The sequence below is a fragment of the Microbacterium alkaliflavum genome (assembly GCF_044325405.1).
In the GTDB taxonomy this organism is placed as follows: domain Bacteria; phylum Actinomycetota; class Actinomycetes; order Actinomycetales; family Microbacteriaceae; genus Microbacterium; species Microbacterium alkaliflavum.
The window spans coordinates 145,348-159,935 of record NZ_JBIQWL010000004.1 but is presented as its reverse complement, the minus strand read 5'-3'; the positions used below and the strand labels follow the sequence as shown (position 1 = coordinate 159,935).

Below are 14,588 nucleotides of genomic sequence, written 5' to 3'. Positions count from 1 at the left end.
GAGGGATCCCGCGCCCGCCTAACGTCGGACGAGGACGACGACGCGTCCCCACCTCCGACGCGTCCGGGAAGCAGGAGACAACGATGTCCGTTCGGAATGCACTCATCGTCGGCGGTGGGTTCACCGGCCTGACGACGGCGATCGCGCTCGCGCAGCGTGGCGTCGAGGTCACCCTCGTCGACAAGGCGCCCGCATGGGCCCGTGTCGGCCACGGCCTCACGATCCAGGGCAATGCCCTGCGCGTGTTCAAGGAGATCGGCGTCATCGACGACGTGCTCGCGGTCGGCCAGGCCGAGAACGCCGTCACCCTGTACTTCGCCGACGGCCGCGTCATGGCGGAGATGCCGACGCCTCGCACGGGCGGCGACGACCTGCCCGCCACGATCGGCGCGCTGCGTCCCGACCTGCACGAGATCCTCGTGAAGAAGGCGGAGGATCTCGGGGTGGAGATCCGGCTCGGCCTGGAGCTCACGTCGTTCGAGAACAACGGCGACACGGCGACGTCGGTGCTTTCGGACGGCACGACCGAGAGCTGGGACGTCATCGTCGTGGCGGAGGGCATCAAGTCGCAGACGCGCCCCAAGCTCGGCATCACGGAGGACCGCGCTCCGAGCGGCCTCGGCATCTGGCGTGCCGTCACCTCGCGCCTGCCGGAGATGACGGGCGGCATCGCCTACCCGTTCGAAGACGATGGCGGCGCATACAAGGTCGGCTACACCCCCGTGAGCGACACCCAGTGCTACATCTTCGTGCTGTGCCGCCCGCAGCGCCCCGACAACGGGCTCGAGGGCTGGCAGGAGGCCAAGCGGCTGATGGAGAACTTCCACGGCCCCTTCGACTACCTGCGCGACTCGATCGACGAGAACACGTTCCTGAACTTCCAGGAGATCGAGTGGATCTTCGTCGAGGGCCCGTGGCATCATGGTCGCGTCGTGGCGCTCGGCGAGGCGGTGCACGCCGTGCCGCCGCTCATCGCGCAGGGTGCGGCGCAGTGCGTCGAGGACGCGCTGCTCTTCGCCGAGCACGTGACGCAGGACGGCGACCTCGAGGCCCAGCTCGCCGAGTTCTACGCCCGCCGCCTCCCCCGCATCAAGGGAGTGGTGGATGCCTCCCTCCTGCTGGCGAAGTGGGAGCAGAACCCGGGATCTCCGGATGCCGATCCCGGCCGCGTCATGGGCGGTGCGCTCATGGCGCTGGTGCCCGCAGCATGACGGTCCCCGAGCCTGTCGAGGGGTTCCGCGTCCCGCGCCGCATCGTCACCGGCCACGACGCCGTCGGGACGTCGGTCGTCGTGAGCGACGGACCCGTGCCCGTCACCCGCGAACTGCCCGACGACGGCGTCGCGTTCCACGAGGTCTGGGTCACGTCCTCCGCCCCCGCCGTGATCGGCGCGGGCGTCGAGGATCCCACGGCGGGCTCGATCACCGTCCCGCCGCCGACGCGCGGCACGCGCATCCGCATCAACGAGTTCCTCCCCGGCCACCTCGACGGCCGCGGCCTGCAGTCTCCCGTCCACCGCACGGAGTCCATCGACTACGGCATCGTGCTCGAGGGCGAGATCACGCTCATCCTCGACGACAGCGAAGTGACCGCCCGCGCGGGCGACATCGTGGTCCAGCGCGGCACCGACCACGCGTGGGCGAACCGCGGCGACGCGATCGCCCGGGTCGCCTTCGTGCTGGTCGGGGGCGAGTTCGGCGCCGACGTGCTCGACGTGCTCCCCGAGGACGTGCGCGACGGGCTCATGACGCACGGGCCGCGCGACGGCGCAGCCGCCCGCGAGGCATCATGACCGCCCTCGACCACGTCGGGCTCTCGGTCGCCGACCTCGACGCGCAGGCCGAGTGGTACGGGGCCGCGCTGGGGCTCGAACAGCTCGAGCCCGGCGGCATCCCGGCGGTCGGCCTGCGGGTCGTGTTCCTCGTCGACCCCGAGCACAAGTGGGCGCTCGAGCTGCTGAACCGCCCCGGCTCGCAGCATGGACCGCTCGCGACGAGCGCGCCCGCGCACGTGCTGACGCAGGGCTACGGGCACATCTGCCTGCGCGTCGACGACGTCGACGCCCTCTACGAGCGGCTCCTCGCAGCGGGTGCGTCGTCGATCATGCCGCCCGGCGAATCGCCGGTCTCGGGCGTCCGGATGGCGTTCGTCGCCGACCCCGAGGGCAACTTCATCGAGATGCTCGACCGCCCGGGTCCGCCCGGAACCCCGGTGACGCCGTGAACATCCCGGGCGGCGAGCTGACCCTTCCGGGCGTCGCGGGGAATCTCTTCGTCGTGACGGGTGCCGCGGGCGGGCAGGGCGCGCAGGAGGCGCTGCTGCTCGCGCGGCAGGGCGCCGACGTCGTCGCCGCCGACGTGCACGAGGACGCGCCGGAGCTGCGGGATGCCGCCGCCGGCCTCGCGGGATCTGTGACCTACCGCCGCCTCGACGTGACCCAGGAGGCCGACTGGGAGTCGCTCGTCGCGTCGCTCGCCAGCCGCGCCGTGAAGGGCCTCGTCAACAACGCCGGCGTCACGCACCGCGTGCGGATCGGCGCCGTCGACCGCGCCGAGTGGGACCGCGTCCTCGCGATCAACGTGACGGGTGCGATGCTCGGCATCCAGGCGCTCCTCCCCCTCATGGGCGCGGGGTCGTCGATCGTCAACATCGGCTCGGCGGCCGGGCTGACCGGTCACTACACGGCCGCGTACACCACGAGCAAGTGGGCGCTGCGCGGACTCACCCACACGTGCGTCACCGAACTCGGGCCCCGCGGCATCCGGGTCAACATCGTCCACCCCGGCTACATCCGCACCGAGATGACCGCGAGTGCGCCCGCCGCCTTCCAGGGCGCCAACCTCGCCGTCGCGCCCCTGCATCGCGGGGGCGAGCCCGAGGAGGTCGCGAACCTCGTCGCGTTCCTGCTCTCCGACGCCGCCTCCTACATCACCGGCGCCGAGGTCGGCGTCGACGGCGGCCAGTTCCTCTCCGGCGTCGCGACGTTCCTGTCCGACGCCGTCCGTCCTCAGACCTCCTAGGAGATCCCCGTGTACATGTACTTCCCCACCAACTACGTCTGGAGCATGGCGGTCGTCGCCTCGCTCAACAACGGCGGCTACATCGACGACGTCGACAAGGCCTCGCGGCCCGTGCTCGAGGCATCCCGCAACGGAGACGACGTCGGAACCGAGCTGCTCTACGGCTCGTGGCAGGCCGTCGCCGACCGCATCCTCGCGGAGGCGGAGGCCGACGAGGCGCGCGGGTGGCGACGCGGCGCCGCGGAGAAGTACTACCGCGCGGCGCTGTACACATCGCAGGCCGAGCGCCTGCAGTCGCCCAAGTGGGAGGGCCGCAAGGCCGCGTACCAGAAGTCGATCGACCTGCTCCTCACGCACGTCGAGCTGGCCGGTGTGCCGCTCACGACCGTCGACGTGCCGTATGCCGGCGACGACGCGCCTGCGGGCTCGGCTCTCCCGGGCTACTTCTTCCGCGCCGAGGGCGACGGGCCGCGTCCGCTCGTCGTGATGTGGAACGGCCTCGACTCGACGAAGGAGATGATGTACACCTCCGGGTTCCCCCAGCTTCTGGCCGAGTACGGCATCTCGGCGCTCATGATCGACAACCCCGGGTCGGGCGAGGCGCTGCGCATGCGCGACCTGCGCGCCCGCCACGACACCGAGGTGTGGGCCGCGTCGATCATCGACTGGGTCGAGGCGAACGCCGCCGACCTGAACGTCGATGTGAACAAGATCGGCCTCGTCGGCTGGTCGCTCGGCGGCTACTACGTTCCACGCGCGACGGCGTACGAGAAGCGCATCGCCCTGGCCGTCGCGTGGGGCGCGAACTACGACTGGGCCGCCGTGCAGGAGGCCCGCCGCCGCCGCGAGGGCGAGAACCCCGTCCCGCATTACTGGGACCACGTGCACTGGGTGTTCGGCGCGAGCGACATGGACGACTTCATCGAGAAGACCAAGGACATGCGCCTCGAGGGCGTCGTCGAGAACATCACGGTGCCGTTCCTCGTGACGCACGGCATCGGCGACCGGCAGATCCCGGTCGAGTACGCGCACAAGGAGTACGAGGCCGCCACGGCCTCGCCCAAGCGCGAGCTGCGCATCTTCACGCAGGAGGAGGGCGGCGCCGAGCACATCGGCATCGACAACATGCCGTACGTCGCGCAGTGGACGGCCGACTGGGTCGCGGAGACGTTCGCCGAGCTCGGCTGATCGGGCCCGGCATCCCGGATCCGGATGACCGGATCCGGGATGCCGCGGCTCAGCCCGCGTCCGAGAACACCACGACGCGTTCCCCGTCGAGCACGAACTGCAGCGCGGTTCCGGCGGGGAACCGATCGCGGATGCCCTCGGGCTGATCGTGTGTGACGAGCAGCTCGACCGTCGCGGGGAAGGCACCGGCGCTGCAGCCGACGAAGATCGGGCCGTTGTAGATGTCGGCCTCGGTGTCGATGCTGGCCGTGGGAACCACGACGAGGCAGGTGTCATCGGCGCCGGCGCCCATGACCCCGCCCTCGGCCGTCATGGCGGTCAGGCCGTCGAAGTCCTGGAAGCCCACGCGGTCCGCAACCGGGCTCCCGAACACCGCCGGGGCGTCGAAGGCCTCGTCCACGGTGAGCACGGCCACCTGAGCGATCGCGGCGTCGCGCTGCAGAGGCGCGAACCACACGATCGCCGTCGCGAACGTCCAGGCCGCCGCGAGCACGCCGACGGTGACGAGCGAGGCGAGCCAGAGCCACGGCATCCACCTGCGGAATCCTCGCGACGGCTCTGCGGGCTCCGCGTGCTCCTCGAGCGCCGGCCCGGGCTCCGGCTCGGACGGCGGCGCGTCGGACACCGGAGCCTCGTCGGCCGGCACCGACGCGACCTGCCGGTTGCGGGCCTCGAGCTCCTCGAGTCGGCGAAGCGCCGCGGGGTCGCCGTGGATGTCGGGCGCGGGCCCGTACGCCCGTGCCCGCAGGCGGCGGAGCTCGGCGAGAGCGTCTTCGTTCATCCAGAGCATCGTGACACGCGGAGACGCCTTGCGGGATCGATCCATCCATAGCCCGTGCTCTGATCGAGCGCCCGTGTTTCGTGCAGGTCAGAACGTGGGCGTTCGGCGAGAGCACGGGCTATGGACAGCAGCGACGCGGGCGCGGGCGCGGGGTCGGGTCGGGCGGGGGTCGGGCTCGGGCGCGGAGTCGCGTGTCAGCGTAGGGCGACGGTCAGCGCACGGCCTCCCCGACCGGTGCGGACGAGAGCTCCTCGACGACTCGGCGCGCACCGCGCACGGCGATCGCGACGCTCATGAGCGTCGGGTTCATCGTGTTCGCCGTGGGGATGAGTGCATTGCCTCCGACGAGGAGGTTGTCGAAGCCCCACACGTGCGACCACGGGTCGGCGACCGACGTGCCGTCGTCGGCGGCGCCCATCCGCATTGTGCCCATGTAGTGCAGGCTCGACCCGTTCGGCATGAGCCGCGGCTCGGCCACGAACGTGCCGAGGGCCTCGCCCGCGCGGCGCACGCGCACGTGGGCCTCGTCGAGCTCGGGCTGCTCGGCATCCGTCAGCGCGTAGTCGATCGTCATGTTCGGGAAGCCGCGGTAGTCGAGCTCGTCGTCGTCGAACGCGACGCCGTCTTCGACGCGCGGGTGCTTGCGCACGCCGTAGCCCATGTTGACGTATCCCCAGCGGTTGCCGGCGGCGGGGTGCGACGGGTCGAGCGCGAACGGGGGGTTCTCGGCGTACATGACCTGGAGCGAGAACGGGTGGTCGGGCTCCGAGAAGGGGATGCGGTTGACCGCCGCGACAGGGTCGGCGGCGTTCTGCGCGCGCCGCGCGAGCTCGCCCTCGAACTCGTCGTCGGAGACGAGCGGGCGCATGCGCTGCTCGTCGAGGGCGACCGTCGTGATGACGACGTGGTGCTCCGTGAGGTAGCGACCGAGGGCGCGGGGACGGATGCCGGAGGCCCAGAGCAGCTGCGGAGAGCGGAAGGCGTCGGCGGCCACGACGACCGCGTCGGCGGGGAAGAACGAGAGCTCCTTCGTGCGCAGGTCTTCGATCGTGACACCGGTCGCGTGACCGTCCTCGGTCTCGACGCGTCGGACGAGGGTGAGGTCGCGCAGCTCGAACCGCGCCGACTCGGGCGTGCCCGCCTCGATGAGCGGCCCCAGGACGGTGTTCGCGCCGGCCCACACCATCGAGCCGTCGGGCTGCGGGTCGCCCGCGACGGGCAGGGTGCCCACGCCGTAGCCGGCGGGCAGCTCGGCGCCGAACTCGTCGTTCAGCAGCGAGCGGATCGCGGTGCCGATCGGCGAGTCGGAGAACGCCGCGCTCTGCTGGTGCAGGAGTCCCTCCGCCGTCGAGACGAGGTCCTCCCACTCGGCGTCGTCGATGAAGTCGACCTTCTCGCTGAAGGCCGGGCGCGGGATCGCGCACGTCCAGTGCGCGCCCTGCCCGCCGACGTTCGTCGCGGCCGCCGCGGCGGGGAAGGTCGGCGCGTGCGCCGAGCCCTCACCGCCGAAGTCGAGGAGGTGCGTGCCCTGCCGCGCCGTGAACATGCCCTCGACGACGACACTGGAGGGGATGCCGAGGCTCTCGCGGAAGGCGCCGGCCTGCGGGCCCTGCGACATCTCTCGCGCGCGGGCCTTCTCGCCGGGGTCGGCGATGTTGCGCACGCTCTCGCCGGGGATGGCGGTGAGCTGCGGACCGGCCTCGAACATGACGACGCGGACGTCCGGGTCGGACTGCAGGATGACCCGGGCGTAGGCGGAGCCGATCGGCCCGGAGCCGACGATGGCGACGGTGGGGGTGTGCGACATGGAAGTACCTCTTCTGGTCACGCGGTGACGGGTTGGGAGCTGGGGACGGGCTCGTGCTCGTCTGAGAGGCGTCCCGCGGGGAGCAGGACGGCCGCGACGATGCCGAGGGCGTAGACGACGGCGAGCGCCAGGAAGACGGGTGCGAAGACCTGCGAGTAGATGGCCGCGACCTGGGACTGCACCTCGGGGGATGCCGCGTGCACGAGCTGCGGCGTGAGGGTCGAGGCATCCAGCGATCCGGGCAGCAGCGCCGCGACCCCGAAGCCGATGACTCCGCCGATCACGGCTGTCGCGACGGTCGAGCCGATCTGGCGGACGAGGTTGACTCCCGCCGTCATCGATCCCATGTCGCGGCGAGGCACGGCGCTCTGCACGACGGCGACGACGAGGCTCATGAAGCCTCCCGTGCCGATGCCGACGACGGCCATGAGGATCATCGGCACCCACAGCGGCGCGCCGACGGGCAGGAGCGACATCGCGAGGAGCCCCGCGGCGCCGAGCGCCGTGCCGGCGATCGGGTACACGCGGTAGTGGCCGGTGCGGCTCACGAGCCACCCGGAGAGGAGGTTCGACACCAGCATCCCGAACACCGTCGCGATGGGGATGAGGCCCGACACCGTCGCGCTCGTGCGGTAGGCCATCTGCACATACGTCGGCAGGTACGCCGTGATCGCGAAGAGGCCGATGCCGATGATCGCCGACAGGGCGGTGCCGGCCGCGACGGTGCGGTTCGCGAAGAGGCGCAACGGCACGAGGGGCTCGGTCGCCCGCAGCTCGACGAGGAAGAACGCGGTGAACGCGATCGCCGCGATGGCGAACAGGACGATGGATGCCACGGCCAGATCAGCGTCGCCCACCCACGTCACGGCGAGCACGAGCGCGACCATCGCGATCGTGAAGAGGATCGTGCCCGCCACATCGAACCGCTGGCGCCCGAAGCCGGGCAGGGCGGGGATCGCGACCATCGCGAGCGCGAGGGCGACGACGCCGAAGGGCAGGTTGATCCAGAACACCCACTGCCAGCCCCAGTAATCGGTGATGAGGCCGCCGAGGACCGGCCCGACGAGGATCGCGATCGGGAAGGCGGCGCCGATGATCGCCATGAATCGCGGGCGCTCGCGCGGCGTCGTGACCTCGGCGACGATGGTCTGCGACATCAGCTGGATGCCCGCCGAGCTCATGCCCTGCACGACGCGGCCCGCGATGAGCTGCGGCATGTCCTGTGCGAACCCGCACGCGAGCGACGCGACGAGGAACAGGACGAGCGAGGCGAGGAAGACGCGGCGCGGACCGATGGCGTCCCCGAGCTTGCCGATGACGGGGAGGAGCACGGTGCTCGCCAGCGTGTAGCCGACGACGACCCAGCTCATGTGCTCGAGGGCACCGAGCTCGCCCGCGACCGTCGCGAGCGACGTCGAGACGATCGTGTGGTCGAGCGCTCCGAGGATCGAGACCGTCAGCAGCGAGATGATGAGAAGACGGAGTCTCCAGGGCGACATGCTCATACGTGGAATGACCCGTACGACCGGGTGATCGACGCGACGGGGTGTGCCCCTGGGCGGCCGCGCCGCAGGGAACGGGTGCCTTCACGGCACCCCGACATCACCGTCGATTCTACGCCATCTTTGGTCATAAATCAACCAAAGCGTGCCGGGGTCCTCAGATGTCGAGCGCGATCCCCGTCTCGCGCTCCGAGAACTCCCAGAGCCTCGCGATGGCGCGCCGTCGCCCCGGCCGGAGGACGGCCAGGGCCACCGGACGCCCGTTGTTGACGAAGCGGGGCCCGTAGAGCTCGCCGCCCTTCGCGGCGGGATCGGTCGCGGCGCGTATCTGCGGCATGGCGCCGTCCGCGGGCGGCATGCCCGTCGACGAGGCGGCGCGCGCGAAGAACGGTGCGAGCGGGCCGCCCCCGCCCTCGCGCACGGTGCGCAGCTGGAGGTCGCTGTGCGAGAGGCCGGGATGGGCGATGAGGCTTTGAGCCCGCGAGCCCGCCGTGCGGAGCCGATCGTGCAGACCGAGCCCGAAGTGGTAGTTCGCGAGTTTCGCCGTGCCGTAGGCGATCCACGCCTGGTACCGGCCGGGCGGGTAGGGCTTGCGCGGGTCGATCGAGCGTCCGAAGTGGTGCGCCGTGGAGGTCACGGTGACGACACGAGCCGCGGGCGCGGAGAGCAGGGACGGGAGAAGGAGTGCCGTGAACGTCCAGTGCCCCAGGTGGTCGATTCCCATCTGCGTCTCGAAGCCGTCGATCGTGCGCCCCTCCGGCGAGGCCATGACGCCCGCATTGTTCACGAGGATGTCGATCGATGGATGCCGCGCCGCGATGTCGCGCGCCGCGCGTTTCGTGGATGCCTGCGAGCCGAGGTCGAGCTCGACGAGCTCGAGGGACGCATCCGGCGCTGTCGCGCGGATGCGCCCGACCGCCGCTGCGGCTTTGTCCTGGTCGCGGACGGCCATCACGACGTGTGCGCCCTTCGCCGCAAGCGCCTCGGCCGTCTCGAGACCGAGTCCGCCGTTGGCTCCGGTCACCACGGCGACGCGGCCGCTCAGGTCGGGGATCGAATCCCGCGTGTAGGCCATGTTCCTCCTCCGTCGGGAGAAAGCCTCCCGCACGGAGGCGCCTGCGGGAAGTCAGCGCTGCCGGGCGCGGGTGCGCGGTCGCGCGGGAGGGATGGGCGGCGCCTCGACGCTGGGGCCGACTGTGCCGACGAGCTCGCCGATGCCCTCGACCGTCATGCGAACCTCGTCGCCTTCGCGCAGGGCGGGGATCGTCGACCCTCGTCCCCACAGCTCGCCGAGGCATCCCCCGTTGCCGACCGTGCCGCTGCCGAGCACGTCACCGGGCACGACCTTGGCATTGCGCGAGGCGTACGCGACGAGTTCGGGGAACGGCCAGCCCATGTTCGACACGAGGTCCTCACCCACGAGCTCCCCGTTGACGAGCACCTCGGCCCGGATCGCGAGGAATCCGTCGGCGTCGAGGTACTGTTCGAGCTCGTCGGCCGTGACGATCCACGGGCCGAGGCTCGTGCCGAAGTCCTTGCCCTTGGCGGGCCCCAGGCGCACCTTCATCTCGCGGGCCTGCAGATCGCGCGCCGACCAGTCGTTCATGATCGTGTAGCCGAAGATCCGGGATGCCGCCTCCTCGGCGGTCAGGCTGGTGCCGGGGTCGCCGCCCAGGACGACCGCGATCTCGAGCTCGAAGTCGAGCCGCTGCGTGACGGGCGGGCTCACCGCGTCGCCCGGACCGAGGATCGTGTGCGGGTTCGTGAAGTAGAAGGTCGGCGCCTGGTACCACTCGGCTGCGACATGGCTCTTGCCCTCGACGCCCGCGCTGACGCCCTCGACGTGCTCTTCGAACGCCACGAAGTCGCGGACGGTCGCCGGCACGACGGGCGCGAGCAGGCGCACCTCGGCGAGCGGAGTGCCTTCGTCATCCCGCACGCGGGCGAAAGCCGCGTGCGCGGCATCCAGGCCCCCCGCGAGGATGTCGGCGACGGTCTTGCCGTCGGGGAACGGGACGACCCGGTCATCGACGAGGAACCCCTCGACAGGCTCGGGGACCGCCACCTCGACAGGCTCGGGGACCGCCACCTCGACAGGCTCGGGGACCGCCACCTCGGCAAGCTTGCTCCCCGCGCTCCAGCGTGCGAGCCTCACGGCTTGTGCGCCATCTGCTGGGCGATGCCGAAGATGAGGCCTCCGGCGTCGGCATCCCGATCACCGTCGATCTGCCACTGCCCGAGCTGGACGGACGCCTCGACGACGGCCTTGGCGCGGGGGATGCGGCGCGCGTGGAAGATGTCCCAGAGATCCTTGTCGAGCGACTCGAACTCGACCAGCAGCTCGGTGAGCACGAGGGCGTCCTCGAGGCCCTGTGCTGCGCCCTGCGCGATCGTGGGAGGGCAGCTGTGCGCGGCGTCGCCGATGATCACGACGCGGCCCCGGTTCCACGGCGCCTCCACGAGGTGCTTCGTGAACCACGTGTAGTTGGCGTGCGCTCCCCCCTCGAGGTCGGCACGGATCGCGTTCCACGGCCCGTCATAGGCGCGCGACTCCTCGAGCATGATGCGCGTGGCCTCCTCGTCGGAGATGCCGACGCGGTCCTGCGCCTTCTCCACGAGGAACGCGTACATCGTGTCGTCGCCCGTCGGGGTGTAGCCGGCGATGTAGACGGGGCCGCCGTAGTAGAGCTCGCTGCGCACGACCTCCACCGGACGTGACACGAACGAGCGCCAGATGCCCATGCCGGTCGGCTCGGGCCTGGTCTCGATGCCGATCAGCTCGCGCACCGTCGAGTTGAGCCCGTCGGCGCCGATGAGGAGGTCGTAGACGCCTTCGGACTTCCCATCGATGAACACCTCGACGGTGTCGCCGCTGTCGACGAGCGCCGTCAGCTTCGTGCCGAAGCGCACGTTCGCCCCGGCACTCTGCGCGTGCGCGAGCAGGATGCGGGCGAGCTCGGGACGCGGCATTCCCATCGCGGCGGGGTAGTCGGGTCCGCCGGTCTTGACGTCGGGGAGCTCGGCGACGACGGGGGCGCCCGGTCCGGGCGCGCGCAGGTTGAGCCCCTCGAACGGGTAGCCGGCGGCGCGGATGTCGTCCCACGCGCCGAGGGCGTCGAACACGCGCAGGGCGTTGCCCTGCAGCGAGATGCCCGAGCCGAGGGCGCTGAGCTCGGGCTTGGCCTCGAACACGTCGACGGCGACGCCGGCCTTCGCGAGCTGGATGGCGGCGGCCAGTCCCGCGACGCCGCTTCCGGCGATCGCGACCTTGCTCACTGCGGTCATGTCAGAACCTCTCCGTTCTGGGTTCGGGTGTCGGGGAACGCGGTGCGAAGGCGAGGCGCTCGCACAGGGCCCCGCCTTCGGTCTATCAGCCCTGGCCGTGCTTCGCGTAGGGGTTGAGCAAGGCGGCCTTGATCTCGTCGGGAACGCCCTCCTCCGTCGCCGACGGTCCGTCGGCGGGCGGGAACGACTCCGTCATCGACATCGGCATCGCCCCGTTGCGGTAGAAGTTGTTCGACCCGAGCGACGGCTTCCACGTGTTCGGCTCCCAGTCCGGAACGTAGTTGCGGTAGCCGCCGGTGTTCAGCTCGATGCGCAGCGTCGAGGGCTCGCGGTAGTAGAGGAAGTTCTGCTCGCCGATGCCGTGGATCGAGGGGCCGTACTCGATCGGGATGCCGTTCTCCATGAGAACGTCGGCCGCGATGAGCAGCTCCTCGCGGGTGTCGACCCAGAAGGCGTAGTGATTGATGCGACCGGCGCGGGTCGAGCCGTCGAGGACGACGCCGAGGTCGTGGGACTTCTCGTTGGTCGTGAGGACCGAGAAGACCGAGATGGGCGCCTCGTCGAGGAGCGTCTTGGCCATGATGCGGAATCCGAGGACCTCGTTGTACCAGGCGGCGAACGCGTCGACGTCGCTCGTGGCGATCGTGACGTGGTCGAGCTGACGCGGAGCGCCGGCGATCTTCGACCGCTTCTCCGGACGGTCGGGGTAGATCGACGCCGTGTGGCCGGGGGCGTCGTGACGCGTCACGTCCCAGTGCAGGGTCAGCGTGTGGCCCCACGGGCCCGTGAAGCGGTACGCGCGGCCGATCTTGTGCACGTCGACCCACTCGCCCTGGATGCCGGCGGCCTCGACGCGCTTCGCGGCCTCTTCGAGTGCCTCGGGGCTCGACGTGCGCCAGGCCGCGGTGTCCAGCGACGGCTCGTCGCCGGGCACGACGACGACGCTGTACGCGTAGTAGTCGCCCCAGCAGCGCAGGTACACGGCGCCGTCGACCCGATCGACGACCGTCAGGCCGACCTGCTCCTCGTAGAACTTCACGGACCCCTCGACGTCGGGCGACGTGATCGCCACGTAGGAGAGGTGGGAGAGCAGCTTGATCATCTTCGATCCCTTCGGTGGAGGAAGTCGGCGGGAGTGTCCCCGCACCTACTTTCGCTGGAGTCGGGCATATCAGGGAACGGCACATCGCCTATCCCGCGGATAGTCGATGTTTATGCGCCTCGACTCGCCGCCAGGGCACGCGCGAGGGTCGCGTCGTGGATGAGATCGGCCAGATCGGCGGGCTCGCCGCCGTCGTCGAGCGCGGCGATGGCGCGGCGCAGAGCCAGCCGCGACGCGCTCTCGAACCGCGACGGCTGGATCAGCACGCCGGCGCCGTCGGCGAGCGAGACGACGATCCGCGTACGGCTCGCCTCCACCTCGACGCGCCTCTCGGCGACCGCCGTGACCCGCATCAGATCGGGCATCCCGGGACCCTCGACGCTCGTCAGCGCCGCGAGCGGGCCGTCGCCGTCCGCCGGCTCGAGGAGCGCCGGATCGCCTGGCCGTCGCGACCCCCCGACGCGCAGCGGGCCGCCCGCGAGCACCCGCAGCCATCCGACCGCATCGCGCAGGGCGTGCGTGCATGCGGGCGCCTGCGACAGGGCCGACAGCACGCGCGGAACCACCGCCGCACGCCGCACGTCGGCGACGACGTCTTCCCTCAGCCGAGCGCGATCCACGATGACGGGGACCCTCCGGAGGGCTTCGAGCACCTCGACGGGCGGCGCGACGGGTTCGGTCGCGACGATCGCGACCGCCCCGTCCTCGATGGCGGCGGTCGCGGCATCCCACCATCCGGCACGGCCCTCGAGGACGACGACGGCTCCGGCGGCACGGTCTGCGGTGCGCGTCGCGAGGGGCAGCTCGGCGACGGCGACGCGGTAGGCGGGCGATGACGCGAAGACGGGGATGGTCATGACGCGTCCTTCACGAGCTCGGCGGCGGCATCGGCGAGCGCGAGGCCGTAACGGGCGTCGGCGAGCACCTCGTCGTACTCGACGACGGCGCGCCCGTCGAGCAGCGCCGCGAAGGCGCGCCACTCGGCGAGGTAGCCGTCCTCCGCGACGAGCGGATACGTCGTGGTTCGGCCGTCGCCGCGACGGACCGTGACCATCGCGCTCCCGGCGTGCACGAAGGCGGGCGGGAAGGCCACGTCGAGCCGGGCGTCGTCGGTCGCGATCTCGATGCGCCAGAGCGCGTCGGCGCCGTCGGGCAGCATGACCGTCGTGAGGTGGATCGGGATGCCACTGGCCACGTAGCCGACCGCGTAGCCGATCGGCGCGACGGGCCGCGCGAACACTGCACGTTCGAAGTCGGGCGCGAGGTCGCGCAGGATCGGCAGGTCGTGCACCGCGAGCCCCACGACCAGCTGACGGACGACGGACGCCGCGACCTCGGGATCGGCGAGGTCGGGTCTGGCCCGTCCCGGCATCGTGGCAGCCTCTGCGAGCTGCGTCACGACGTCGTGATAGCGGCCGTTGGGCGGAAGGGCGAGGGTCACGGTCGCCGCCCGCACGACCGCGCCGTGCGCGATCACGTGGTGCGTCGCCCTCCCCCACGCGGGGTCGAAGTGGTGATTCGTGCCGACGAGCAGCGCGACACCGTGCGCGCGGCAGAGCTCGACGACCTCTTCGGCCTCCTCGACCGTCGTGGCAAGCGGCTTCTCGCAGAAGATCGCACCGACGCCGGCCGCGACGGCGGCATGCATGTGCGCCGCGTGGGTCGCCGGCGGCCCGCACAGCGCGACCACCTCGACGGCGGGGTCGGCCAGGAGCGCGTCGATGCCGGACGACGACGCCGCCCCCGAGCGCGCCGCGAGCTCGGCGGCGCGGCCGCTGCCCGCATCGGAGACGTGCACGACGCGGAAGTGCTCGGGCAGCCGCGCCAGGGTGGGCAGATGCAGGGCGGCCACGCCCGGTCCCGCCCCCACGATGCCGACTCCTCGGGTCATGGCATCCCCCCT

14 protein-coding genes are annotated in these 14,588 nt (G+C 71.3%); 5 read left to right on the top strand and 9 right to left on the bottom strand.

What is annotated here, in order from left to right:
• Positions 1–5: 5 nt before the first annotated feature.
• Genes ACH3VR_RS12615 through ACH3VR_RS12595 form a run of 5 tightly spaced genes read left to right on the top strand, consistent with a single transcriptional unit; the run spans position 6 to position 4,208 of the window.
• A complete protein-coding gene (locus tag ACH3VR_RS12615) occupies positions 6–1,211 on the top strand; it encodes an FAD-dependent oxidoreductase (RefSeq protein ID WP_397556981.1) in 1,206 nt (401 codons plus the stop codon).
• Positions 1,208–1,792, top strand: coding sequence for a cupin domain-containing protein (locus tag ACH3VR_RS12610; RefSeq protein WP_397556659.1), 585 nt, complete (start codon positions 1,208–1,210; stop codon positions 1,790–1,792). Before ACH3VR_RS12615 ends, ACH3VR_RS12610 begins: the two co-directional genes overlap by 4 nt.
• Positions 1,789–2,223, top strand: coding sequence for a VOC family protein (locus ACH3VR_RS12605; protein ID WP_397556658.1), 435 nt, complete (start codon positions 1,789–1,791; stop codon positions 2,221–2,223). Before ACH3VR_RS12610 ends, ACH3VR_RS12605 begins: the two co-directional genes overlap by 4 nt.
• Positions 2,220–3,020, top strand: coding sequence for an SDR family NAD(P)-dependent oxidoreductase (locus ACH3VR_RS12600; RefSeq protein ID WP_397556657.1), 801 nt, complete (start codon positions 2,220–2,222; stop codon positions 3,018–3,020). The genes ACH3VR_RS12605 and ACH3VR_RS12600 overlap by 4 nt, the downstream gene beginning before the upstream one ends.
• 15 nt (positions 3,021–3,035) lie before the next feature.
• Positions 3,036–4,208 (top strand): alpha/beta hydrolase family protein, encoded by a 1,173-nt coding sequence (locus ACH3VR_RS12595; protein WP_397556980.1) that lies wholly within the window; start codon positions 3,036–3,038, stop codon positions 4,206–4,208.
• 49 nt (positions 4,209–4,257) lie between these two features.
• Here the strand turns inward: ACH3VR_RS12595 and ACH3VR_RS12590 are convergent, their stop codons facing one another.
• The 9 genes from ACH3VR_RS12590 to ACH3VR_RS12550 form a co-directional block, all read right to left on the bottom strand.
• Positions 4,258–4,989 (bottom strand): hypothetical protein, encoded by a 732-nt coding sequence (locus ACH3VR_RS12590; RefSeq protein WP_397556656.1) that lies wholly within the window; start codon positions 4,987–4,989, stop codon positions 4,258–4,260.
• Positions 4,990–5,200: 211 nt separating this feature from the next.
• The gene (locus ACH3VR_RS12585; protein ID WP_397556655.1) at positions 5,201–6,796 is read right to left on the bottom strand and encodes a GMC oxidoreductase; all 1,596 of its coding nucleotides are present in this window, start codon (positions 6,794–6,796) and stop codon (positions 5,201–5,203) included.
• Positions 6,797–6,813: 17 nt separating this feature from the next.
• Positions 6,814–8,295 (bottom strand): MDR family MFS transporter, encoded by a 1,482-nt coding sequence (locus ACH3VR_RS12580; protein ID WP_397556654.1) that lies wholly within the window; start codon positions 8,293–8,295, stop codon positions 6,814–6,816.
• Between the two features lie 160 nt (positions 8,296–8,455).
• Positions 8,456–9,373, bottom strand: coding sequence for an oxidoreductase (locus ACH3VR_RS12575; RefSeq protein WP_397556653.1), 918 nt, complete (start codon positions 9,371–9,373; stop codon positions 8,456–8,458).
• 51 nt (positions 9,374–9,424) lie between these two features.
• Positions 9,425–10,363, bottom strand: a complete 939-nt coding sequence (locus ACH3VR_RS12570; RefSeq protein ID WP_397556979.1) for a fumarylacetoacetate hydrolase family protein — start codon at positions 10,361–10,363, stop codon at positions 9,425–9,427.
• 86 nt (positions 10,364–10,449) lie between these two features.
• On the bottom strand, positions 10,450–11,583 hold the full coding sequence (locus tag ACH3VR_RS12565; protein ID WP_397556652.1) for an FAD-dependent monooxygenase: 1,134 nt from the start codon (positions 11,581–11,583) through the stop codon (positions 10,450–10,452).
• 85 nt (positions 11,584–11,668) lie between these two features.
• On the bottom strand, positions 11,669–12,685 hold the full coding sequence (locus ACH3VR_RS12560; protein ID WP_397556651.1) for a VOC family protein: 1,017 nt from the start codon (positions 12,683–12,685) through the stop codon (positions 11,669–11,671).
• A gap of 110 nt (positions 12,686–12,795) precedes the next feature.
• Positions 12,796–13,542, bottom strand: a complete 747-nt coding sequence (locus tag ACH3VR_RS12555) for a hypothetical protein (RefSeq protein WP_397556650.1) — start codon at positions 13,540–13,542, stop codon at positions 12,796–12,798.
• Complete coding sequence (locus ACH3VR_RS12550; protein ID WP_397556649.1) at positions 13,539–14,576, bottom strand: Gfo/Idh/MocA family oxidoreductase; 1,038 nt, start codon at positions 14,574–14,576, stop codon at positions 13,539–13,541. Before ACH3VR_RS12550 ends, ACH3VR_RS12555 begins: the two co-directional genes overlap by 4 nt.
• Positions 14,577–14,588 lie beyond the last annotated feature (12 nt).

Bases quoted from the DNA above. Each gene is read 5' to 3' on its own strand.
- ACH3VR_RS12610 (WP_397556659.1), top strand. From the start codon at position 1,208: ATGACGGTCCCCGAGCCTGTCGAGGGGTTCCGCGTCCCGCGCCGCATC.
- ACH3VR_RS12605 (WP_397556658.1), top strand. From the start codon at position 1,789: ATGACCGCCCTCGACCACGTCGGGCTCTCGGTCGCCGACCTCGACGCG.
- ACH3VR_RS12595 (WP_397556980.1), top strand. From the start codon at position 3,036: ATGTACTTCCCCACCAACTACGTCTGGAGCATGGCGGTCGTCGCCTCG.
- ACH3VR_RS12590 (WP_397556656.1), bottom strand. From the start codon at position 4,989: ATGAACGAAGACGCTCTCGCCGAGCTCCGCCGCCTGCGGGCACGGGCG.
- ACH3VR_RS12585 (WP_397556655.1), bottom strand. From the start codon at position 6,796: ATGTCGCACACCCCCACCGTCGCCATCGTCGGCTCCGGGCCGATCGGC.
- ACH3VR_RS12580 (WP_397556654.1), bottom strand. From the start codon at position 8,295: ATGTCGCCCTGGAGACTCCGTCTTCTCATCATCTCGCTGCTGACGGTC.
- ACH3VR_RS12575 (WP_397556653.1), bottom strand. From the start codon at position 9,373: ATGGCCTACACGCGGGATTCGATCCCCGACCTGAGCGGCCGCGTCGCC.
- ACH3VR_RS12565 (WP_397556652.1), bottom strand. From the start codon at position 11,583: ATGACCGCAGTGAGCAAGGTCGCGATCGCCGGAAGCGGCGTCGCGGGA.
- ACH3VR_RS12560 (WP_397556651.1), bottom strand. From the start codon at position 12,685: ATGATCAAGCTGCTCTCCCACCTCTCCTACGTGGCGATCACGTCGCCC.
- ACH3VR_RS12555 (WP_397556650.1), bottom strand. From the start codon at position 13,542: ATGACCATCCCCGTCTTCGCGTCATCGCCCGCCTACCGCGTCGCCGTC.
- ACH3VR_RS12550 (WP_397556649.1), bottom strand. From the start codon at position 14,576: ATGACCCGAGGAGTCGGCATCGTGGGGGCGGGACCGGGCGTGGCCGCC.